Origin of the sequence: Nocardioides silvaticus (assembly GCF_003160695.1) — a bacterium.
GTDB lineage: Bacteria > Actinomycetota > Actinomycetes > Propionibacteriales > Nocardioidaceae > Nocardioides > Nocardioides silvaticus.
Genome location: NZ_QGDD01000008.1, coordinates 241,328 through 263,029, shown reverse-complemented (window position 1 = coordinate 263,029; position 21,702 = coordinate 241,328). Strand labels below are relative to the sequence as shown.

The 21,702-nt window shown below is 71.1% G+C and carries 19 protein-coding genes and 2 tRNA genes; 17 read left to right on the top strand and 4 right to left on the bottom strand.

All coding sequences use genetic code 11. From position 1 onward, the window contains the following. Window positions 1-964 (top strand): HNH endonuclease signature motif containing protein (locus DJ010_RS17545; RefSeq protein ID WP_146207383.1); only part of this gene is annotated, 964 nt, incomplete at its 5' end. A gap of 3 nt (window positions 965-967) precedes the next feature. Here DJ010_RS17545 and DJ010_RS17540 read toward each other — a convergent pair. Continuing rightward, window positions 968-2,470 (bottom strand): flavin-containing monooxygenase, encoded by a 1,503-nt coding sequence (locus tag DJ010_RS17540; protein WP_109696131.1) that lies wholly within the window; start codon window positions 2,468-2,470, stop codon window positions 968-970. Between the two features lie 149 nt (window positions 2,471-2,619). On the opposite strand from DJ010_RS17540, the gene DJ010_RS17535 reads away from it, so the two are divergent. The 5 genes from DJ010_RS17535 to DJ010_RS17515 are packed head-to-tail and all read left to right on the top strand — an operon-like array spanning window position 2,620 to window position 7,218. Then, complete coding sequence (locus DJ010_RS17535; RefSeq protein ID WP_109696129.1) at window positions 2,620-3,639, top strand: methionine ABC transporter ATP-binding protein; 1,020 nt, start codon at window positions 2,620-2,622, stop codon at window positions 3,637-3,639. Continuing rightward, window positions 3,636-4,307, top strand: a complete 672-nt coding sequence (locus tag DJ010_RS17530; protein WP_109696127.1) for a methionine ABC transporter permease — start codon at window positions 3,636-3,638, stop codon at window positions 4,305-4,307. Before DJ010_RS17535 ends, DJ010_RS17530 begins: the two co-directional genes overlap by 4 nt. Before the next feature lie 50 nt (window positions 4,308-4,357). Then, a complete protein-coding gene (locus DJ010_RS17525) occupies window positions 4,358-5,299 on the top strand; it encodes a MetQ/NlpA family ABC transporter substrate-binding protein (protein ID WP_109696125.1) in 942 nt (313 codons plus the stop codon). A gap of 43 nt (window positions 5,300-5,342) precedes the next feature. Beyond that, entirely contained in the window at window positions 5,343-6,569 is a 1,227-nt protein-coding gene (locus tag DJ010_RS17520) for an acyl-CoA dehydrogenase family protein (protein WP_109696123.1), read from the top strand. 10 nt (window positions 6,570-6,579) lie between these two features. Then, window positions 6,580-7,218, top strand: coding sequence for an AmiS/UreI family transporter (locus tag DJ010_RS17515; protein ID WP_109696121.1), 639 nt, complete (start codon window positions 6,580-6,582; stop codon window positions 7,216-7,218). Between the two features lie 36 nt (window positions 7,219-7,254). Here DJ010_RS17515 and DJ010_RS17510 read toward each other — a convergent pair whose 3' ends face one another. Beyond that, window positions 7,255-8,151, bottom strand: coding sequence for a 3-methyladenine DNA glycosylase (locus tag DJ010_RS17510; RefSeq protein ID WP_109696119.1), 897 nt, complete (start codon window positions 8,149-8,151; stop codon window positions 7,255-7,257). Between the two features lie 214 nt (window positions 8,152-8,365). On the opposite strand from DJ010_RS17510, the gene DJ010_RS17505 reads away from it, so the two are divergent. The 6 genes from DJ010_RS17505 (at window position 8,366) to DJ010_RS17480 (ending at window position 14,295) form a co-directional block, all read left to right on the top strand. Continuing rightward, on the top strand, window positions 8,366-10,732 hold the full coding sequence (locus DJ010_RS17505; RefSeq protein ID WP_158283050.1) for a CARDB domain-containing protein: 2,367 nt from the start codon (window positions 8,366-8,368) through the stop codon (window positions 10,730-10,732). Window positions 10,733-10,782: 50 nt separating this feature from the next. Beyond that, the gene (locus DJ010_RS17500; RefSeq protein ID WP_109696115.1) at window positions 10,783-11,601 is read left to right on the top strand and encodes a fumarylacetoacetate hydrolase family protein; all 819 of its coding nucleotides are present in this window, start codon (window positions 10,783-10,785) and stop codon (window positions 11,599-11,601) included. Further along, a complete protein-coding gene (gene gltX, locus DJ010_RS17495) occupies window positions 11,598-13,070 on the top strand; it encodes a glutamate--tRNA ligase (RefSeq protein WP_109696113.1) in 1,473 nt (490 codons plus the stop codon). Before DJ010_RS17500 ends, gltX begins: the two co-directional genes overlap by 4 nt. Beyond that, window positions 13,057-13,989 carry a CPBP family intramembrane glutamic endopeptidase gene (locus tag DJ010_RS17490; protein WP_109696111.1) on the top strand — a complete coding sequence of 311 codons (933 nt, stop codon included), beginning with the start codon at window positions 13,057-13,059 and terminating at the stop codon, window positions 13,987-13,989. Before gltX ends, DJ010_RS17490 begins: the two co-directional genes overlap by 14 nt. Before the next feature lie 57 nt (window positions 13,990-14,046). After that, a tRNA-Gln gene (locus DJ010_RS17485) sits at window positions 14,047-14,118 on the top strand. A 104-nt stretch (window positions 14,119-14,222) separates the two neighbouring features. Then, window positions 14,223-14,295: transfer RNA gene (locus tag DJ010_RS17480), tRNA-Glu, on the top strand. Window positions 14,296-14,362: 67 nt separating this feature from the next. Here DJ010_RS17480 and DJ010_RS17475 read toward each other — a convergent pair. After that, on the bottom strand, window positions 14,363-16,012 hold the full coding sequence (locus tag DJ010_RS17475; protein WP_146207382.1) for a matrixin family metalloprotease: 1,650 nt from the start codon (window positions 16,010-16,012) through the stop codon (window positions 14,363-14,365). A 123-nt stretch (window positions 16,013-16,135) separates the two neighbouring features. On the opposite strand from DJ010_RS17475, the gene DJ010_RS17470 reads away from it, so the two are divergent. From DJ010_RS17470 to DJ010_RS17455, 4 genes are read left to right on the top strand one after another with little or no spacing between them, the layout of a single operon-like run. Beyond that, window positions 16,136-16,624: an FBP domain-containing protein gene (locus DJ010_RS17470; RefSeq protein ID WP_109696107.1), complete on the top strand. Its 489-nt coding sequence runs from the start codon at window positions 16,136-16,138 to the stop codon at window positions 16,622-16,624. Next, complete coding sequence (locus DJ010_RS17465; RefSeq protein ID WP_211318854.1) at window positions 16,621-17,226, top strand: TetR/AcrR family transcriptional regulator; 606 nt, start codon at window positions 16,621-16,623, stop codon at window positions 17,224-17,226. The genes DJ010_RS17470 and DJ010_RS17465 overlap by 4 nt, the downstream gene beginning before the upstream one ends. A gap of 60 nt (window positions 17,227-17,286) precedes the next feature. Next, window positions 17,287-18,768 carry an AlkA N-terminal domain-containing protein gene (locus tag DJ010_RS17460; protein WP_109696105.1) on the top strand — a complete coding sequence of 494 codons (1,482 nt, stop codon included), beginning with the start codon at window positions 17,287-17,289 and terminating at the stop codon, window positions 18,766-18,768. After that, complete coding sequence (locus DJ010_RS17455; protein ID WP_109696103.1) at window positions 18,765-19,253, top strand: methylated-DNA--[protein]-cysteine S-methyltransferase; 489 nt, start codon at window positions 18,765-18,767, stop codon at window positions 19,251-19,253. The genes DJ010_RS17460 and DJ010_RS17455 overlap by 4 nt, the downstream gene beginning before the upstream one ends. Before the next feature lie 151 nt (window positions 19,254-19,404). Here the strand turns inward: DJ010_RS17455 and DJ010_RS17450 are convergent, their stop codons facing one another. Then, window positions 19,405-20,127, bottom strand: a complete 723-nt coding sequence (locus tag DJ010_RS17450) for an IclR family transcriptional regulator (protein ID WP_109696101.1) — start codon at window positions 20,125-20,127, stop codon at window positions 19,405-19,407. 127 nt (window positions 20,128-20,254) lie between these two features. Here DJ010_RS17450 and leuC point away from each other — a divergent pair, with 127 nt between their 5' ends. Next, window positions 20,255-21,673, top strand: coding sequence for a 3-isopropylmalate dehydratase large subunit (gene leuC / locus DJ010_RS17445; RefSeq protein WP_109696099.1), 1,419 nt, complete (start codon window positions 20,255-20,257; stop codon window positions 21,671-21,673). Window positions 21,674-21,702: the final 29 nt, after the last annotated feature.

Genomic DNA, 21,702 nt, shown 5'->3' with positions numbered 1-21,702 from the left:
CTACGACGCCACCGACCTCGACCACGCCTTCCCCACCGTGGTCCGCGAGCTCGACCCCGACGGCACCCTGCTGGCAGCCGACCTGGACAAGGACCGTGCCGAACGCGGCGCCCACCACGCCCGGTTCTTGTCCTTCACCCCCGACACCCTCGGTGGGGTCCGGGTCAAGGGCTACTCCACCATCGAGGAAGCCGAGCTCGTGAAGTCAGTGCTCATGCCGCTCTCAGCACCCGTGGTCACCGAACCCGGTGCCTGCGGCGGGGAACCCCGCCGCCCCGGGCAGGGCTTCGAGCTCGACGACAACGGTCACCTGGTCGGGAAACGCTGCCCCGACCCCGAATGCGCGCACACCGGTGCCGACCCCAGGGAGCACGGCACCCGGATGTGGGACGCCCTCATCGAGGCCTGCCGCCGCCTCCAGACCACCGATGTCCTCCCGCATGCGCACGGCACCACCGCCCGGATCACCATCACCATCCCCCTCGCCAACCTGCTCGAGCAGACCGACGGGCACCTGGCCGACGGCGGTCTCCTCCCCACCGGCGATCGCTTGTCGGCCGCTGCCGTGCGCCGGCTGGCGTGTGATGCCGAGATCATCCCCGCGGTCCTCGGTAGTCAGGGTCAGGTCCTCGACGTGGGCCGCACCCAACGCCTGGTCACCACCGGCATCTGGAACGCCCTGGTCCTGCGCGACCACCACTGCGCCTTCCCCGGCTGCACCCGCCTCCCCCTCGCCTGCGACGCCCACCACATCACCCACTGGGCCGACGGCGGCACCACCTCCCTGGACAACCTCATCCTGCTCTGCCGCAAGCACCACACCCTCACCCACGGAACACCCTGGCAAGTGCGGATCAACCCCCACACCCGCCGACCCGAATGGACCCCACCCCCACCCGTCGACGTGCGCGACCGCATCAGCTACTACATCCCCCCACGACCACGACCACCCCTCGTGGCGTAGGCCCTACGCCACGGGCACCTTCGACGTGCGGAACTCGTAGTCGTCGATCGGGAAGCGCACCGCCTCGCGGTGGGCGCTGATCGTCGAGGTCGGGCGCAGCAGCACGGCCTCGCCGTGCTGGTTGAAGTAGTAGCTCCGGGCGGTCGCGCAGCTGCCGGCGTTGAAGACGGAGTTGCCGAGCAGGTCGGTCATCCGGTCGAGGAAGGCGTCGTTGGCCTCCTCCCGCACCTCGAACACGTCCGCGTCCCGGTCCCGCATCGCGCCGAGCAGGCGCTCCATGTGGGCCATCTGGGTCTCGATCGTCGTGAAGTAGGAGAGGCCGGAGTACGAGTAGGGGCTGTTGAGCGAGAGGAAGTTCGGGAGCTTCGGCACCGTGATGCCCTCGTAGGCGCAGAACCGGTTGTCGCGCCACCAACGGCCGAGGTCGCGTCCGTCGCGGCCGACGATGCGGAACGCCGGGAAGTTCTCGTCCCACAGGTTGAAGCCGGTCGCCAGCACGAGCACGTCGAGGTCGGCGCGGCGACCGTCGGTGGTGACGATGCCGGCCTCGTCGACGTGGTCGATCGTGGTCGTCTCGAGGTCGACGTGCGGCCGGGTGAGGGTGGGGTAGTAGGTGTTGGAGAAGGTGGGGCGCTTGCAGCCGAAGTCGTAGTCGGGCGTCAGCTTCGCCCGCAGCTCGGGGTCCTTGACCTGGCGCTTGAGGTGGCGCTCGCACGCGGCCTTTCCGATCGCGTTGGCCCACGGCAGGTTCCGGAAGTGCAGCACCCCGGCGACCATCATCACCTCGAGGATCGCCGTGCCGGTCAGGCGGGCGGCCCGCTGCGTCAGCGGGACCTTCGCGAAGGCGCCGCGCACCGCGCCCGGGACCTTCCCGTCGATCTTCGGGGAGACGTAGATCGGCGTGCGCTGGTAGACGGTCAGGTGGCGCGCCACCCGGCCCAGCTCGGGGATCAGCTGGACGGCCGTCGCGCCGGTGCCGATGATGCCGATCCGCCGTCCCTCGAGCTCGACGTCGTCGTCCCACCGGGTGGTGTGCACGACGTCGCCGGCGAAGTCCTCGATGCCGGGGATGTCGGGCATCCGCGGCTGTGACAGGAACCCGGTCGCGGTCACCAGGAACCGACCGCGCTCGACCGAGCCGTCGGCGAGGCGGACCTCCCAGCAGGAGCGCGCCTCGTCCCACTCCGCGCCCTCGACCACGGCGCCGAACCGCATGTGGTGGCGCAGGTCGTACTTCTCCGCGACGTGGGTGGCATAGGCCTTCAGCTCCGCGCCCGGTGCGAACAGCCGCGACCAGTGGGGGTTGGGCTCGAAGGAGTAGGAGTACGTCGCCGAAGGGATGTCGACGGCGAGGCCGGGGTAGCGGTTGACGTGCCAGGTGCCGCCGAGGTCGTCCTCGCGCTCGAGGACCAGCAGGTCGTCGTACCCCATCCGGCGCAGCTGGATCGCCGCCCCCATCCCGCCGAAGCCGGCGCCGACGATCACCGCGTCGTGGATCTGGCTCATGGGGTGACTCTAGAGCGGGCGGACCGATGGCGTGATCGGCCGAACCTTTCGCGGATGTGACGTGTAGCTCTGGCTTCGGTGGTCAAAGTCTATAAAGTCAGTCGAGTTAAGCGACCAGGCTTGCCTGGCTGACCCGAGGACACACCTGCATGATCGAGATCTCCGGCCTTACCAAGACCTACGGCCCCACGCCGGTCCTGGACGGCATCGACCTCACGGTGGGCGACGCGCAGATCGCCGCCGTCGTCGGCCCCAGCGGCGCCGGCAAGAGCACGCTGGCCCGCTGCATCAACCTGCTCGAGCGGCCGACCAGCGGCAGCATCACGGTGGCCGGGCAGGACCTCGCCGGGCTGTCCGGCGGCTCGCTGCGCCGGGCGCGCCGCCAGATCGGCACCGTCTTCCAGTCCGCCAACCTGCTGCGCCGGCTGACGGCCGCGCAGAACATCGCGTTGCCGATGCGTCACCAGGGCCTCCGCGACGCCGAGGTGAGGAGTCGGGTGGCCGACCTGCTGGAGCGGGTGGGGATGCTCCATCGGGCCAACCACTACCCCTCCCAGCTCTCGGGCGGGCAGCGGCAGCGGATCGGGATCGCCCGGAGCCTGGCGTTGCAGCCGTCGGTGCTGCTCTCGGACGAGGCCACCTCCGGCCTCGACCCCGACGCCACCCGGGCGATCCTCGACCTGCTGACCGGCCTCCGCGACGATCTCGGAGTCACGATCCTGGTCATCACGCACGAGATGGACGTCGTCCGCGGGATCGCCGACGTCGTCGCCCAGCTCGACCACGGCCGCATCGTCGAGCAGGGCTCCGTCGCCGACGTCGTACGACGCTCCGACTCCCCGCTCTCGCGGGCGCTGCTGCCCATGCCGGCCGCACCCGTGGCCGGCGACCTGCGGACCTGGGAGCTGCGCTACACCGAGGACGAGGTCTCCCCGGCCTGGCTGAGCCGGGTGAGCCGGGAGCTCGGTGACGTGGCCGTCCTCGCTGCGCTGGTGGAGGAGTCGGGAGGAGTGCCCGTCGGTCGGCTCACCGTCGGCCTCGATCCGCTGCTCGACGAGCGTCGGGTGACGCAGGTGCTCGCGGCGGTCGGTCTCGCCGCCGAGCCGGGTCCGGCGCGGGTCGACGACGCGCGCCCCGCCACCGCCGGGCGAACCGAGTCGGCGGCATGACCTCCCTCCTGGCCACGCCCTGGGCCGACGTCGACGACCTGCTGGTGCCCGCCCTCGGCGAGACGGTGCGGATGGTCGGCATCGTGATGGCGATCGTGGTGCTCCTCGGCGGCCCGCTCGGCCTGCTGATCTTCAACACCTCGCCGCTCGGACTCACGCCCCACCGGGCGGTGCACGTCTCCATCAGCTGGGTCGCCAACCTGGGACGCTCGCTGCCGTTCCTCGTCCTGATGGCCGCGATCATCCCGGTGACCAAGCTCGTGTTCGGCACGACGATCGGGTTCAAGGCGGCGATCATCCCGATGTCGGTGGCCGGCATCGCGTTCTTCGCGCGGCTCACCGAGAACGCCGTGCGCGAGGTGCCGCGGGAGCTGGTCGACGTGGGCCTGGCGACCGGCGCGACGCGCTGGCAGATCATGCGGGGAATTCAGTTGCGCGAGGCCCTCCCCGGCCTGGTCGCCGGCTTCACCCTCAACCTCGTCGCGATGATCGAGTACTCCGCCATCGCCGGCGCGATCGGGTCCGGTGGCGTCGGCTACCTCGCCGTCAACTACGGCTACCGGCGCTTCGACGACCACATCATGATCGCCTGCATCGTGGTGCTGATCGCGATGGTCCAGGCGATCCAGTTCAGCGGTGACCGCGCGGTCCGCGCCCTCACCCACTGAGCCCTCCTTCTCCCTCCCTCTCTGCTCCATCCCTCGAAAGGTCCACCACCATGTCCACCACCCACCAGCCCGACCAGCAGACCGGCGGACCGAACGACGCCCGCGACACCATCGTCCTCGGCGGCGGCAGCCGCGGCTGGCTGATCCCCTTGATCGTCGGCGCGGTCGTCATCGCCGTCGCGGCCGGGCTCTTCCTGAAGCTCGGCGGCGGTGACGACGAGAAGGCCGTCCAGGGCAGCCACTTCAGCAACAACTTCCAGATCGCCTACCAGGCGAGCAGCGCCAGCGAGCTGGCCTTCCTCGAGTACCTCGACCGCGAGATCGCCCCCGACCACGGCATCACGATCGAGCCGGTCGGCATCGAGGACGGCAACCAGCTCGACCAGGCGACCGCCGACGGCGAGTACATCGCGAACATCTACCAGCACAAGCACTGGCTGAAGCAGGTCATCGACGCCACCGGCATGGAGCTCACCGCTCTCGGCCCGGTGTTCCAGTGGTCCTACTCGATGTACTCCTCGAAGCACGACTCGATCGACGACCTCCCCGAGGGCGCCGAGATCGCCCTGCTGAACGACCCCGCCAACACCGCGCAGGCGCTCTGGATCCTCGAGCGCGCCGGGAAGATCACGTTCCAGGACGGTGTCGACCCGTGGGCCGCGACGGAGAACGACATCGAGGACAACATCGGTGGCTACGAGTTCACCTACATGGAGTACGGCGCGGGCCCGCGCACGCTCGACTCGGTCGACGCGGTCATCGACTACAACATGTCGTTCGTCGACGCCGGCACCCCCGACGAGTACCGCATCTACGAGCCCGACGCCCCGCGCGAGTTCGCCGGCCAGCTCGTGATCGGCACCGAGTACGTCGACGACCCGCAGGTCGAGAAGCTCGAGGAGATCTTCTTCGACGTCCGCGTCCAGGAGTACCTCGCGACCAACGACGACCCCAACCTGTCCGGCCAGCTCGCGCCGGTCTCGGCCGAGTAGCGGCCACCACCACCCCGACCCTCGACGAGGAGAACCGAAAGACATGAGCATCAACACCGAGGCCACCACCGACGTCGTCCGGCCGGGCACGCCGGCCTGGACGGCGCTGCTCGAGCGCATCGCCGCCGGCGCCAACGAGCGCGAGCGCGACAAGGTCGCGCCGCACGAGGTGATCGGCTGGATCAAGGAGGCCGGGCTCGGCCGGCTGCGGCTCCCGGTCGAGGAGGGTGGCGCCGGACTGACCCTGCCGGAGTTCTTCGCTGCCCTGATCGACCTCGCGGAGGCCGACTCCAACGCCGCGCACATCCTCCGCACCCACTACTGGTTCGTCGAGCAGCACCTCCAGAGCAGCAACGACCCGGCCTTCCGTGCCCGGCTCGCGCTCGCCCGCGACAACAAGCTGGTCGGCAACGGCTTCAGCGAGCAGAGCAAGCTGCCCGTCGGCCTCTACTTCGAGACCGCGTTCACGCCCGACCCCAGCGGTGACGGCGGCTACCGCCTCAACGGCACGAAGTACTACTCGACCGGCAGCATCTACTCCGACTACACCCAGATCTGGGCGTCAGCACCCGACGGCCGGATCGCCGGTGCGGTCATCCCGGTCGACCGGCCGGGCGTCTCGATCCTCGACGACTGGGACGGGTTCGGGCAGCGCCTCACCGGCACCGGCACCACCCAGCTCGACGACGTGCGGGTGGAGGCCGAGGAGTTCTTCGACCTCGGCGAGCCCGACGGCGAGCCGGTGCCCGGCTACCAGGGCGCGTTCCTCCAGCTCTACCTGCAGGCCGTCACGGCGGGGGTGCTGAGGAGCGCTCGCAACGATGCCATCGCGCTGGTGAAGCGGCGGGCGCGCAACTACAGCCACGCCAACGCCCCGAAGAGCCCGGCGGAGGACCCGCAGGTGCTGCAGGTGGTCGGCGAGATCTCGGCCGACGTGTTCGCCGCCGAGGCGCTGGTGCTGCGGGCGGCCGAGGCGCTCCAGGCCGCAGCCGACTCCGTCGTCGACGGCGTCCCGACCGCCGAGGCGGCCGAGGCGGCACAGCTCGCCGCGGCCCAGGCGAAGGTCGCCGTCGACCGGTTCTCCTACGCCACGGCGGCCAAGCTGTTCGACGTGGGCGGCACGTCCGCCACCCAGGCAGCGTTCAACCACGACCGGCACTGGCGCAACGTGCGGACGATCTCGACCCACAACCCGACCTTCCTCAAGGCGACGGCGATCGGAGCGAACGTCGTCCACGGCACCGCGTTCCCCGCGAACGCCTACTTCTGAGGGGGCTGACATGTCGACTGTCGGACTGCTCTTCGTCGGGGCCGTGCTGTTCGTCAACGGCCTCCTGTTCCTCGGCAAGGTCGACCCCAAGAGCGCCGGGGTCTTCAACCTCTTCGTCGGCGGCCTCCAGACGGCGATCCCGTTCTGGCTGATCAGCCACGCCGAGACACCGGACGAGATCCTCGGCGCGGCCGGGATCTTCCTGTTCGGGTTCACCTACCTCTACGTCGGCATCGGCAACCTCAAGGGGTACGCCGCCGACGGGCTGGGCTGGTACTCCCTCTGGGTCGCGGTCGTCGCGGCCGGCTTCGGTGTCACCAACATCGTCCGCTTCGACGACACCACGACCGGGCTGCTGTGGCTGCAGTGGACGGGGCTGTGGACCGTCTTCTGGCTCGTGCTCGCCCTGGGCGTCACCCGGCTCACCGCCGCCGCCGGCTGGCTCACCCTCATCCAGGCGTTCACCACCTGCACGGTTCCGGGGTTCGTCATCCTGCTCGGAGAGTGGGACCGGGTGACCCCCGGCCACGTCTACGCGACCATCGCCGCGTCGGTCGTGGTGTTCGCGGCGGTCGCGCTCCGCACGCCGACGCCCGAGCCCGCGGTGTCCGCACCGGCGCCGGACGTGCGGGTGCCGGTCTCGGCCTGACGGACTGGTCGCACGGCCGGCTGGCTGCGCGGCGGCTCATCCGAGGAGGCGTTCGCACTCCTCGATGAGCCGCCGCCGCAGCGGCGCGCCGCGGTCGGCGAAGGCGCGCTGGGCGGCGACGTACTCCGCCTTGCCCTCAGCGGTCTCGATCCGGACCGGGGCGAAGCCGAGCTCGGCGAGGTCGTAGGGCGCCGCACGCATGTCCATCACCCGGACGTCCCAGGCCAGCTCGAAGCAGTCGGCGACGAGGTCCGAGGAGACCATCGGCGAGAGCCGGAACGCGTGCTTGTAGAGGTCCATGCCGGCGTGCAGGCAGGCCGGCTGCTCGTACGCCGGACGGTCGTCGCGGCCGGGGGAGAGGGTGTTGAGCCGACGGGCCGGGTCGGTGAAGAACCGGTAGGCGTCGAAGTGGGAGCAGGCGATCCGGTGCTGCTCGACCACCTCGTCGGTGCCGGCCGGGCCGAGGCGCAGCGGCCAGTCCGCGTGCCGGGTCTCGTCCTCCGCCAGCCGGTAGACCATCGCCCACTCGTGCAGGCCGAAGCAGCCGAAGCTCCCCGGCCGCCGCGCGGTCGCCGACAACAGCCGGTGCAGTGCCTCGACCAGCGGGCGCTGGGACTCGACGTAGCTCCCGGTCGTCGAGCAGGCCGAGCCGCTGGGCGAGGCCGTATCGAGACGCCCATAACCCTTGAGCCCCGCGTACTCCTCCGCCTCGGCCAGCGCCACGCCGTACCCCGGGTGCCAGCGGCGCAGCTGGGCCGGCCGGTAGGAGTAGTAGGTGAAGAGGAAGTCGAAGACCGGGTGCTTGACCCGCGCATCGCGGCGCTCGAGGTGCGGCGCGAGGTAGCGGTCGACGCGCGCAGCATGGGCCGCGGCGCGTTCCCGCCAATCCTCGGCGGGCAGCACCTCGGGTGCCGGTACTGCTACGACCTCCACGGCGGTCCAGCCTAGGCAACGCGGGATCAAGTCGGCCTCAAGCGGGGCTCAAGCGGCGACTGCGAGGGTCATCCCCAGGAACGAAAACCACTGGCCACCACCGCTCAGGACCCCGGGTTCCCGGGTGCGAGCGGGGGTCCGGAACTGGTTCCCTCACTCCTCGTGCCCGACTCGGCGGCGGGCACGCGATTCCACCACCACCCCTGGAGAGATGATGAATCCCCGCCCCGGACGACCGCGCCACCGCGCGGCCCTCGCCGCCGGCCTGGTCACCGCCGTCGCCGGCTCCCTGCTCGCCCTCACCCCGCCCCCGGCCGCCGCGGTCGCACCGAAGGCCGACCTCCGTGTCACCAAGGCGACCGTCAGCACCACCTCGGTCGTCGAGGGCGACGAGGTCACTGTCACCCACACGGTCGCGAACGTCGGCCGCCGCAACGCTCCGGCGACCTCGACCCGCGTCTACCTGACCACCGACGTCGCCGCCAGCCTGGCCGAGCGGCGAACCAGCCGCACCAACCCGAGATCGGCACTCTTCGACCTGCGTCTCGACGGTGAGGCCGCGGTCAAGGCCCTCAAGGCCGGCGCGAAGCAGAACGTGCGCGCAGTGAAGTTCCTGGTGCCGGCGGGCATCCCGGCCGGGGACTACCGCGTGCTCGTCTGCGCGGACGACCTCGGCAAGGTCGGCGAGGCGGAGGAGGCGGACAACTGCCGTGCCGCGACGAAGACCGTCCAGGTCGAGGAGCAGGTCGGCACCGAGGGCGACCTGACGGTCCAGACGTTCAGCGACACCTACCGCTGGCCTGACGACGAGGCCGACGCCCTGCAGTTCGTGAAGATCTTCTGCACGAGCACGTACCCGGTGAAGAAGTACACCCTCGGCTCCGCGCTGACGAGCGTGCGCGACTACCTCGACGAGAAGGCCCCGGGAGGCATCGCCGAGCTGAAGGCGACCGGCGAGGTCAGCACTCCCGACGCCGCTCAGAAGACCGCTGCGGCGGCCCTGGCCGCCGGCTCGCCCGGCATCGCGCTGGCGGCGCTGCTCGAGGCCCACCGCCTCCAGCCCCAGCGCGGTTCCCACCTCGTCAACGCGGCGGCACTCGCTACCTCGGTCGGTCTACCGAACCAGGCGATCGCGTTGCTCGACGCCGCGGTCGGCCGGGAGTTCCTGCGGACGCCGCTCGGCATCCCGCCGCAGGCGACTGCCGCGGTGATCCGCGGCCAGGCCTTGGTGATGACCGGTCGGTCCGACGCGGCGGAGCGCCTGTTCGCCAGCGCGAAGCAGCTCGCCCCGCTGCTCTCCGAGGCCGACGCGGGGCTCGCGACCGTCGCGGCCTGCAAGGGCCAGGACGCGCTCGCCATGCGCTACATCCGGCGCAGCCGGATCCGTTCCGACGAGGAGGTGCCGAAAACTCCGCCGACGGAGGAGCCCGAGCAGCCCACGCCTGACCTCGACATCACCCGCGGGGAGGCGGTGCCGCTGCGGCAGCTGCCGATCGCTCAAACTCCCTCGCAGGCGGTGACGATGCGGCCGGTCTACAAGGAGATCTCGGACGGCTTCCAGGCCGAGATCCAGGCCAACATCGACGAGGCCAACCGCATCGAGCAGCACCTGCGCGACACCGACGAGGCCCGCACCCGGGCCGAGATCGACCGCCGCGACTCGATCTTCGTGCTGGTCTACCGCACCCACCTCGACGCCGAGGTCGAGGCGGCGCAGGACGCCTTCTACGAGGAGATCGACAAGCTGACCGAGATCAAGGAGGAGTTCTGGGGCGGGGGAACCGGCGAGGTGCAGTCGACCTACGGCCGGCTCAACGACGAGGCCTGGGCGGCCTGCGCCGGCTCGAACATCCCGAACTGCTTCGAGAAGGAGATCAACAGCACCTGCCGGCCTGCCCTGGTGACCGCGCACGGCGAGTGGCGTTCGACCATCCAGGACGCCCAGACCCGCGCCAACCACTACTTCTCGGTGTGGTCGAAGCTGATGACCGGTCTGGCCGCCAACCTCGTCGACGAGGAGGCGCACCAGCTCATGCTCAACCACATCGACGGGCTGGAGCGGGACGTCTACGCCCATCTCGTCCAGCAGGCGGGCTTCTGGACCCACCTGGTGAACCTCTACCGCGACCACTGCGTCGACCCGCTGCCGGCGGAGGTGCTGGACCCGCCGGCGAACGAGGACGTCGCGTCCCCGGGCAACTGCGAGAAGGGGCTGAAGAACCTGTCCCTGAGGGCGTCGCTGGGTCCCACCTCGCTGAAGGTCAGCTGCGAGCGCATCGAGCAGTCGTTCTCCGCCGAGATCATTCCGCTGCTGCACGTGTTTGTCGACGTGAAGTTCGACTTCCGCACGGGCAACGTCTCCTTCTGGGCAGGCGCCAAGGGCGGCGGCAAGGTCGGGAACGTCGTCGACGCCGGCTTCAAGTCGGGCATCTACGTGAAGGTCGACCAGCAGGGCGAGCTCGTCGACACCGGGTGGCGGGTCGGTCCGAGCGCCAAGGTGGTCGGCGGCAACGCCGAGTTCACGGCCTACAAGGACGAGATCGACCTGTCGTTCACGTCCAGCCTGACCCCCGGGTACTGATCCGCAGAGCCAGGACGCGCACCCGTCGAGCCGAACGTTAGGCTCGGCGGGTGCGCATCGCTCGATTCACGACAGGGGACGAACCGTCGTACGGCGTGGTGACCGGTGACCTCGACCAGTTCGGCCAACCGGCCGAGGACGCGATGGTGGTGGAGCTGGCCGGTGACCCGATGTACGTCGGCCTGCGGCTGCTCGAGAAGGAGCACCGGCTCAGGGACGTGAAGCTGCTCGCGCCGGTGCTGCCGCGCAGCAAGGTGGTCGGTGTCGGCAAGAACTACGCCAAGCACGCGGCCGAGATGGGCGGCGACCAGCCGGCCGAGCCGCTGCTTTTCCTCAAGCCCAACACCAGCGTGATCGGGCCGGACGACGCGATCCTCTACCCGTCCCAGACCTCGCACCTCAGCTACGAGGGCGAGGTCGCGGTCGTGATCGGACGGATCTGCCGCGACGTGCCGCCCGAGCAGGCGACCGACGTCATCTTCGGCTACACGATCGCCAACGACGTGACCGCGCGGGACCTGCAGAAGACCGACAACCAGTGGGCGCGCGCCAAGGGCATGGACACCTTCTGCCCGCTCGGGCCGTGGATCGAGAACGACCTCGACCCGCAGGCCTTCATCGACGGTCGCCGGGTGCAGACGTTCCTCAACGGCGACGTCGTGCAGGACGGCACCACGAGCGACATGAGCTGGAACATTCCCGACCTGGTCGCCTACATCTCCTCGGCGATGACCCTCCTGCCCGGCGACGTCATCCTCACCGGCACCCCCGAAGGCGTCGGCCCGATGGAGCCCGGCGACGAGGTCGAGGTGTTCGTGGAGGGTCTGGGAGCACTGACGAACACCGTGGCGAGGAGGGAGCGAGCATGAGCGACAACAACGGGGTCCGGGTGCGGATGGCGCCGTCGCCGACCGGAAGCCCGCACGTGGGCCTGGTGCGTACGGCGCTCTACAACTGGGCGTTCGCGCGCCACCACGGCGGCACCTTCGTCTTCCGCATCGAGGACACCGACGCCGCGCGCAACACCGAGGAGTCCTACAACTCGATCATCGAGCTGATGCGCTGGCTCGGGCTCGACTGGGACGAGGGGCCGGAGGTCGGCGGGCCGCACGCGCCGTACCGGCAGAGCGAGCGGGCCGACCTCTACGCCGACGCCCTCGCCCGGCTGCGCGCGTCGTCCCACACCTACGAGTGCTACTGCACGACCGCGGAGGTCGACGCGCGGCGCAAGGCGTCCGGCTCCAAGGTGATGGGGTACGACGGCTTCTGCCGTGAGCTCACCAGCGAGCAGGTCGCGGCGTTCGAGGCTGAGGGCCGGCGGCCGATCGTGCGGTTCCGGATGCCGGAGGGCACGATCACCTGGGACGACCTGGTGCGAGGTGAGATCAGCTTCGAGACCCAGTTCGTGCCCGACTACGCGTTGTGCCGGGCGAACGGTGAGCCCCTCTACACGCTGGTGAACCCGGTCGACGACGCCCTGATGGAGATCACCCACGTGCTGCGCGGGGAGGACCTGCTGTCCTCGACGCCCCGCCAGATCGCCCTGTACGACGCCCTCATCGAGATCGGGCTCACCGACTCCACCCCGCGGTTCGGGCACCTGCCCTACGTCATGGGCGAGGGCAACAAGAAGCTCTCGAAGCGCGATCCCGAGGCGCACGCACTGGCCTACCGCGACAACGGCTTCCTGCCGGAGGGTCTGCTCAACTACCTGGCGCTGCTCGGCTGGGCGATCGCGGCCGACCGCGACATCTTCACGCTCGAGGAGATGGTCGAGGCGTTCGACATCGGCGACGTCAACCCCAACCCGGCCCGGTTCGACATGAAGAAGGCGGAGGCGATCAACGCTGCCCACATGCGGCTGCTGTCGGTCGAGGACATCACCCACCGCGCGCTGCCGTTCCTCAAGGCCGACGGTGTGGTCGGTGACCCGGTCCACGACTCCGACGCCCAGCTGCTGGAGCTGGCGATGCCGCTGGTCGCGGAGCGGATCAACAAGCTCACCGAGGCCTCGGCGATGCTCGGGTTCCTGTTCGTCGCGGAAGAGGCGTTCGAGGTCGACGCGGCCGACGCCGAGAAGCTGCTGGACGAGAAGGGGCTGGACGTCGTCAAGGCGGCCCACGACGCGCTCGTGGACCTGCACCCGTGGTCGACCGACGCGATCCAGACGGCGCTCCAGGGTGCCCTGGTCGACGGGCTTGGGCTGAAGCCACGGGTCGCGTTCGGCGCGGTGCGGGTGGCCGTGACCGGTCGCCGGGTCTCGCCACCGCTCTTCGAGTCGATGGAGCTGCTCGGCCGCGACCGCAGCCTCGGCCGGCTGCAGCGTGCCCTCGGCTGAGACCGGCGCGGCGGGGCTGCGCTACCACCAGCTGCACCGGCTCGGCCGGACCGGCTGGACGCGGACGGTCCTCGGCTCTGCGGGCCTGGCGTTGGGGCTGCTGGTCACCGCCCAGGTGGTCGGCGGCATCTACCTGGGGGTCGGCGAGCCGTTCGGCGAGATCAGCACCGACCCGCTCACGCCGGTGGGCCTGGCGTTCGTGACCGGCACCCTCGCGCTGGCGGTGCCGCTCACGGTCGTCACCTCCCGGCTCGTGCACGAGCTGCCGCGCGGCTGGGTCTCCTCGGTCGTGGGGCGGATCCGGTGGCGGTGGCTGCTCGTCTGCTCCGGGCTCGCTGCCGTCGCCCTCGGCGCCTCGATCGGGCTCTCGCTGCTCCTGCCGGAGACCGGAGGCGCCTCCCTCGAGGGCACCGCCGGCGAGGTCACCGACCGGACGATCGCGTTCGCGCTGATCATCGTGCTCGCCATCCCGCTCCAGGCCGCGGGGGAGGAGTACGGCTTCCGCGGCTACCTCACCCAGGCCGTCGGCGGCATCGCCCCCGGTCGGGTCGGTGCCGCGGTCGCCGTCGTCGTGCCGGCGCTCCTGTTCGCCCTCGCCCACGGCGTCCAGGACCCGCCGGTCTTCGTCGACCGGTTCGCGTTCGGACTGGTCGCGGGCCTGCTCGTCATCGCGACCGGCGGGCTCGAGGCCGGCATCGCGATGCACGTCCTCAACAACTGGGTCTTCTTCGGCCTGGCGCTGGTCTTCGGCGACATCAGCGAAGCGCTCGCGCCCGTCGCCGGCACCTGGTGGCTGCTGCCGGTGACCTTCGTGCAGTCGCTCGGCTACCTCGCTCTGGTCCTCTGGGTCGGTCGCCTCCGCGGCGTCGAGACCGCGACGGAGCAGGTCGTTTTGGAGGCGAAACGACCCCGCGTGTAAGGTTTCTCGTCGGCTCCTGAACCGCGAGGGACGGGTGCCGAGCAGCAGTGCGAACTGTGGTCTATGGTGTAATTGGCAGCACGACTGGTTCTGGTCCAGTTAGTCTAGGTTCGAGTCCTAGTAGACCAGCGGGAACAGGCGGGACCGCCGTCAGGAAGGCCGATTTGGCCCTGGAAGCGGACGCTCGCTAGAGTTCTCACTCGTTGAAAGGCCGCAAGGCCGGACAACATGTTGCCCCCGTCGTCTAGCGGCCTAGGACGTCGCCCTCTCACGGCGGTAACGCCGGTTCAAATCCGGTCGGGGGTACAGACAGAGGCCCGGATCTCACAGAGATCCGGGCCTCTCTCGTTCGCAGGGGTCCCGGGTCGCCCGGTCAGGGTCGCACGGTTGCGCCCGCGCTGTAGACGTCGTCGGCGTTCCGGACGAACAGCGACAGGCAGGGGTCGCTGACGTCGTAGCTGTCGTACCAGGCGCGCCACCAGCCCGACTCCTCGTCGTACCACGGCACGTCCGAGTCCCAGCGCAGATCCTCGTCCCAGGTCGGGTGGCAGGTCTCCGCGACGACCGCCACCAGCTCGAACCGGCTGGGGTCGGGCGCGGTCGTGTGGAAGCGGATCTCCTCGTCGTCGGGACGCAGCTGGACGTCGCGAAGGTCGGGCTTCGACGGGGTCGGCGCGGCGGCTGCCTGGAGCTGGACGCCCGGGCTGATCCGGCCCCTGCCGTCGATCGCGTAGACGGTCACGCACGCCTGGTCGACGTCCTCGTCCCAGATCTCGTAGGCGTCGTCGAAGAAGGAGGCGTAGTGGTCGTCGGGATCCTCCTCCGTCGGCCAGGTGAGCGGTGCGCACTGGCCGGTGGGGCGCACCAGCGCGAGCAGGTCCTGCCCCTCCGGCAGGGTGGCGCCCAGCGTGAGCCGGTAGTAGCCCTCGACGGTGTGCAGCACGCTGGTCGCGTCTGGTTCGCTCGGCGGAAGCGCCTGCAGCGTGAGCGCCTTCTTCACCGGGCCCGCACCGGCACCAGAGGTGTTGACCGTGCGGACGCCGAAGCAGAAGTCGCCGTCGCCGGGGAAGGTGTACGGACTGCTGTCGAGCGGAAGCCGGGTCACGTTGACAGCAGCGGGGAAGCGGCCCGGTGCGGTGCCGTTGCCGACACCGACGAATTCGCAGGACGTGCCGGCACGTCGCAGCACCTGCACCTCGGTGCCGGGGGACGCGCCTGCCGGCGGTACCCACGAGATCCGCGCCGGTCCGCCCGTGGGTCCGCTGCCCTCGATGGTCACGTCCGAGAGGGGCGGAGGCAGCTTGTCGAGCGGGCACGACTCGGGAGCGAGGGTGCGCCGTCCGCCGTACAGGCGCACCGCCCGGCCGAGGTCGGTGGCGTCGACGACCTGGCAGTGGAAGTAGCCCGGTTCGGCCGTCCACGCCTTGCAGTCGCCGATCCAGAGGATCGGGCCCATCAGTCCGCACTGCACCGACCGGTGGTCGAGCCCCAGCGTGTGACCGAGCTCGTGGGCGGCGATGTGCATCGTGTAGACGCGGCGCTCGTCGAGCGACATGCCGCCGCCGAAGCCGCCGGGCCCCATCATCCCGGGCGACAGCTTGACCCAGCGGTAGCGGCGCGGGGCGTAGCCGAGGGTCGCCAGGCCGCCCTCGAAGCCGATGTTGTCGACCTCGATGGTGAGGTCCGACCTCGCCCTGCTCGACGGCTTGAACGTCATGTCGAGGCCGGTGCGGTTCCACGCCGCCGCTGCCTCCTTCACCGCCCACCGGTAGGACTTCGGCACGTTCGCCCAGTAGCGGATCACCTTGCCGGGGTACTTGCGGATCCGGACTCGGGCCTTCCCCGGCGGCGCCGGCGGCAGCACGGCGTCGCGACCGAGGTCGACGTCGTGCGGTCCCGGGTCGGCCGTCGCGACGGGAGGACTGGTGGGTGTCGGCTCCGCCGACCGGGCGGTCGGCTGGACGGCGGCGAGCACACCGCCGAGAAGAAGTGCCGCGACGAAAATGCGCGAGGTAGGCCGCATCGTCCCCCCTGGGTGGTGCTGGTAGAGGCAGGTTAGGAGCGCAGGTCGACGACGTGGGCCCGATTGCAGATTCTGACCCTTTAGGATTTTGCCTAAAGATGTTAGGGAATCTACGGTGGCGTCATGCACCAGTTGACCGAGCGCGAGATCCGCAGCTCCTTCGTCAACTGCAGCCGGGGTGAGGCGGAGCGGGCGAACCTCCCCGACGGCCTCGAGACGTTGCCGTGGGAGAGTCTCGACTTCCTGGGCTGGGTCGACCCGAAGTCGCCGCAGCTGGCCTACGTCGTCGTGGCGCGGGACGACGGGGTGCTGGGGATCCGGCTGCGCCGCAACGCCAGCGGCAGCGGCCGCGCTCGGATGTGCTCGCTGTGCTGCACCGTGCACCCGGCCAACGGCGTGTCGCTGATGGTCGCGAACCGGGCCGGCAGGGCAGGACGCGACGGCAACACCGTCGGGGTCGACGTGTGCAGCGACCTGCGGTGCTCCGGCTACGCGCGGGGCTGGGCGCCGACGCCGGTCGTGAGCCTGCTGGAGGAGACGACGACGCCGGAGCAGCGGGTCGACCGGCTGCTGGTCAACCTGGAGACGTTCCTGCGGCGGGTCCAGCGGTGACGGGCTCCACCCCACGCGCCGAGGAGCGGCCCCGGCTGAACCGGGACGCGATCGTCGCCACTGCTGCGGAGCTGGCGGACGGTCACGGCCTGCGGCAGGTGAGCCTCAGCGCGGTCGCCCGCGCGGTGGGCGTCCGGGTGCCGAGCCTCTACTCGCACCTGCAAGGCACGACCGACCTGATGGCCGGGCTCACCGCCCTGGCCCTGACCGAGCTCGCCGACCGCGGCGACCGGGCGCTCGCCGGGCGCTCGGGCCGCGACGCTCTCGTCGCGCTGGCCGACGTCCACCGCAACTACGCCCGGGAGCACCCCGGTCGCTTCGAGGCCGCCGGAGCGCTCGACGTACCGGTCACCGACGTGCTGCAGGCCGCGGGTGCGCGGGTCGCCGAGCAGACCGCTGCGGTGCTGCGGGGCTACCCGGTGTCCGAGGAGGAGCAGGTCCACGCGGTCCGCCTGGTCGCGAGCGTGCTGCGGGGATTCGTCGAGCTGGAGGCCGGTGGTGCCTTCGGGCACCGGCGACCGTCCAGTGGCGAGTCGTGGACGCGGGTGATCGACGCGCTCGACGGAACCCTGCGAAGCTGGAGCAGCATCGGTCCCACGTAGTCCGACGGCCATGTCCGATTCCCGCGAGAAGTTGTCGGTGGCGTCGTACAGGATGGACGCATGACGACCACCACTGCGACGATCCCGGGCCTGGACACCGAGTCCTGCTACTCCGCGGTGAAGTCGCGGGACCGCCGCTTCGACGGGGTGTTCTACATCGCGGTGCGGACCACCGGCATCTACTGCCGGCCCTCGTGCCCGGCCCGAACACCAGCGCTGCACAACGTGACCTTCCACCGCAGCGCCGCGGCCGCCCAAGCCGCGGGCTACCGCGCGTGCAAGCGCTGCCTGCCGGACGCGACCCCGGGCAGCCCGGACTGGGACGCCGCAGCCACGGTCGCGGGCCGCGCCATGCGGCTGATCGCCGACGGCGTCGTCGACCGCGAGGGTGTCGACGGGCTCGCGCACCGGCTCGGTTACACCGCGCGGCACCTGTCCCGCGTCCTCACCGCCGAGCTGGGGGCAGGGCCGCTCGCGCTCGCCCGCGCCCAGCGCGCGCAGACCGCGCGGGTCCTCGTCGAGACGACCGACCTGTCGTTCGCGGACATCGCGTTCGCATCCGGGTTCGCGAGCGTCCGTCAGTTCAACGACACGGTGCGCGAGGTCTACGCCGCCACGCCGACCCAGCTGCGCGGGCGGCGGGGCGGCGCACGGACCCCGGGCGCGATCGAGCTCCGGCTCGCGGTCCGCACGCCGTTCGCGGGGTCCGCGCTGTTGCGCTTCCTGGCGGTGCGCGCGGTCGACGGCGTCGAGGTGGCGGGGGACGGGTGGTACGCCCGGACCCTGGACCTCCCGCACGGACCGGGCACCGTCCGTCTCGAGCTCACCGACGTCCTGGACCCCGGCCAGACCGCGCTGGTCCCGGCCAGGTTCGTGCTGCACGACCTGCGCGACACCACCGCTGCCGTCGCCCGGGTGCGCCGGCTGCTCGACGGCGACTGCGACCCGATCGCGGTCGCCGACCACTTCACCGGCGACCCGGTGATCGGGCCGCTGGTGCGGCGCCGGCCCGGTCTGCGGGTTCCCGGGCACGTCGCCGGCGACGAGATCGCCGTCCGAGCCGTCCTCGGCCAGCAGGTCAGCGTCGCCGGCGCGCGGACCGTCGCCGGACGGCTCGTCGCCCAGCACGGGCGACCGGTCACCACCGACGTCCCCGGCCTCACCCACCTCTTCCCCGACGCTGCGGCGATCGCCGCGCTCGATCCCGGGCAGCTGCCGATGCCACGAGCCCGCGGCCGCGCCCTGGTCGGGCTCGCCGCGGCCCTGGCCACCGGCGACGTCGCGCTGGACCGGGGGCCCGACCGCGACGACGTACGACGCGCGCTGCTCGCCCTCCCCGGCATCGGTCCGTGGACCGCCGACTACATCGCCCTGCGTGCCCTCGGGCACCCCGACATCCACCTGCCGACCGACGTCGGCGTGCGCAACGCGCTCAGCGCGCTCGGGCGGCCCGACGCCGACCCGGACATCGCGCACACCTGGGCGCCGTGGCGCTCCTATGCCCTGCTACACCTGTGGACCTCATTGGAGGAGAGCTCATGACCTGGACCGTGATCGACTCACCCGTCGGCGAGCTGCGGATCGTGGCGCGCGACGGCGCCCTGACCCAGATCGAGTTCTCGCCGTTCCGCGACTCCGACGGTCGCCCACGGGGCGACCGCGACGACACCGACCCGGTGCTCGTCGAGGCGGTCCGGCAGCTGCGCGACTACTTCGCCGGGGACCTCAAGGACTTCGACCTCCCGCTCGCCCCCACCGGCAGCGCCTGGCAACAGGCCGTCTGGGAGCAGCTCACGCTGATCGGGTACGGAGAGACCGCGTCGTACGGCCAGATCGCGGCGCGCCTCGGCAAGTCCAACGCCGCCTCCCGTGCCGTGGGCCTGGCCAACGGCTCCAACCCGATCCCGATCGTCATCCCGTGCCACCGCGTCATCGGCGCCAACGGCACCCTCACCGGCTACGCCGGCGGCCTCGACCGGAAGCAGGCCCTGCTCTCCCTCGAGCAGCAGGAGACCGCCCTGTTCTGAGCTGATCGGTCGTCGAGTGCCCGAGGGCGTATCGAGACGGCGCTACTCCCGGGTCTCGATACGCGCGTCCCGGCTTCGCAAGCTCAGCCGAGGCGCTACTCGACCTTCGTAACTGGTCGAGGACCGTCCTCGTTCCTCGGACAGTCCTCGGTCACTCCGCCGCAGCCCGCCGTAGCGACTCGGACAGCCGCTCGGCGGCGGCGAGGACGGCGGGGGCGTGCATCCGGCCGGGCTGGCGGGAGAGCCGCTCGAGCGGGCCCGAGACCGAGACGGCGGCGATGACCTTGCCGCCAGGGGAGCGGACGGGGGCGGAGACCGAGGCGACGCCCTGCTCGCGCTCGCCGACGGACTGGGCCCAGCCGCGGCGGCGGATGGCGGAGAGCTCGGCGGCGGAGAAGGCGGCGTTCTGGAGGCCGCGGTGGATGCGGTCCGGGTCGTCCCACGCGAGCAGCACCTGGGCGGCAGAGCCGGCGCGCATCGTCAGCTGCGAGCCGACCGGGATGGTGTCGCGGAGGCCCGAGGGGCGCTCGGCGGCGGCGACGCAGACGCGGTGGTCGCCTTGGCGGCGCCACAGCTGGGCGGACTCGCCGGTGATGTCGCGCAGTCGCGCGAGCACCGGGCCGGCGGTCGCGAGCAGCCGGTCCTCGCCGGCCGCGGCCGAGAGCTCGGCGAGCCGGGGGCCGAGGACGAACCGGCCCTGCATGTCGCGGGCGACGAGCCGGTGGTGCTCGAGGGCGACGGCGAGCCGGTGCGCGGTCGGGCGGGCCAGGCCGGTGCCGGCGACCAGGCCGGCCAGCGTGGCGGGTCCGGACTCCAGCGCCGTCAGCACCAGAGCCGCCTTGTCGAGAACGCCGACACCACTCGAGTTGTCCATATGGCAAGACTACCGTCTCAGATCATGGGATGCAAGGGGTAGGATCCGACCGTAGGTCAGGCCCGGTTGCGACGCGATCCGTCGCGCGGGCCGTCAGCACAGTCGAGACGAGCGACGAGGAGCAGTCATGGGCAAGACCCTGGCGGAGAAGGTGTGGGACGAGCACGTCGTCCGGTCGACCCCGGGGGAGCCGGACCTCCTCTACATCGACCTCCACCTCATTCACGAGGTGACCAGCCCGCAGGCGTTCGACGGGCTCCGCCTCGCCGGCCGGAAGGTACGACGCCCCGACCTCACCCTCGCGACCGAGGACCACAACGTCCCGACCGTCGACTGGGACAAGCCGATCGCCGACCCGGTGAGCAAGACCCAGGTCGACACGCTGCGCAAGAACGCGGCCGACTTCGGCGTCCGTCTGCACCCGCTCGGCGACGTCGAGCAGGGCATCGTGCACGTGGTCGGCCCGCAGCTGGGGCTGACCCAGCCGGGCATGACCATCGTCTGCGGCGACAGCCACACCAGCACCCACGGTGCGTTCGGCGCGATCGCGTTCGGCATCGGCACGTCCGAGGTCGAGCACGTGCTCGCGACCCAGACGCTGCCCCAGGCGAAGCCGAGGACGATGGCGGTCACCGTCAACGGCAGCCTTCCCGAGGGCGTCACCGCGAAGGACCTCGTCCTCACCCTGATCGCCCACACCGGCACCGGCGGCGGGCAGGGCTACATCGTCGAGTACCGCGGCCAGGCCATCGAGGAGCTCTCGATGGAGGGCCGGATGACGGTCTGCAACATGTCGATCGAGTGGGGCGCGAAGGCCGGCCTGATCGCTCCCGACCAGACCACGTTCGACTACATCGAGGGCAAGCCCGAGGCGCCGCAGGGCGCCGACTGGGACGCCGCGGTGGCCCACTGGAAGACCCTCGTGACCGACGAGGACGCCGAGTTCGACGAGGAGATCGTGCTCGACGCCTCGACGATGACGCCGTTCGTCACCTGGGGCACCAACCCGGGCCAGGGCGTGCCGCTCGGCGCGACCGTCCCGAGCCCCGACGACTTCGAGGACGCGACCGACAAGGTCGCCACCGAGAAGGCGCTGGAGTACATGGGCCTCGAGGCCGGCACCCCGATGCGCGAGATCAAGGTGGACACCGTCTTCGTCGGCTCCTGCACCAACGGCCGGATCGAGGACCTGCGCCTCGCGGCCGAGATCATCGAGGGCCACCAGGTCGCCGAGGGCACCCGGCTGCTCGTCGTGCCCGGCTCGGTGCGGGTGCGCAACCAGGCGATGGAGGAGGGCCTCGACAAGGTCTTCATCGACGCCGGCGCCGAGTGGCGCGGCGCGGGCTGCTCGATGTGCCTCGGCATGAACCCCGACCAGCTCGCTCCCCAGGAGCGCAGCGCATCGACGTCCAACCGCAACTTCGAGGGCCGGCAGGGCAAGGGGGGACGCACTCACCTGGTGTCCGTCCCCGTCGCCGCGGCCACCGCGATCCGCGGCACGCTGTCGTCCCCCGCCGACCTGGATCTCGATACGTCCTCGCGCTAGCGCGCTCGGACCACTCGATCACCGAAAGG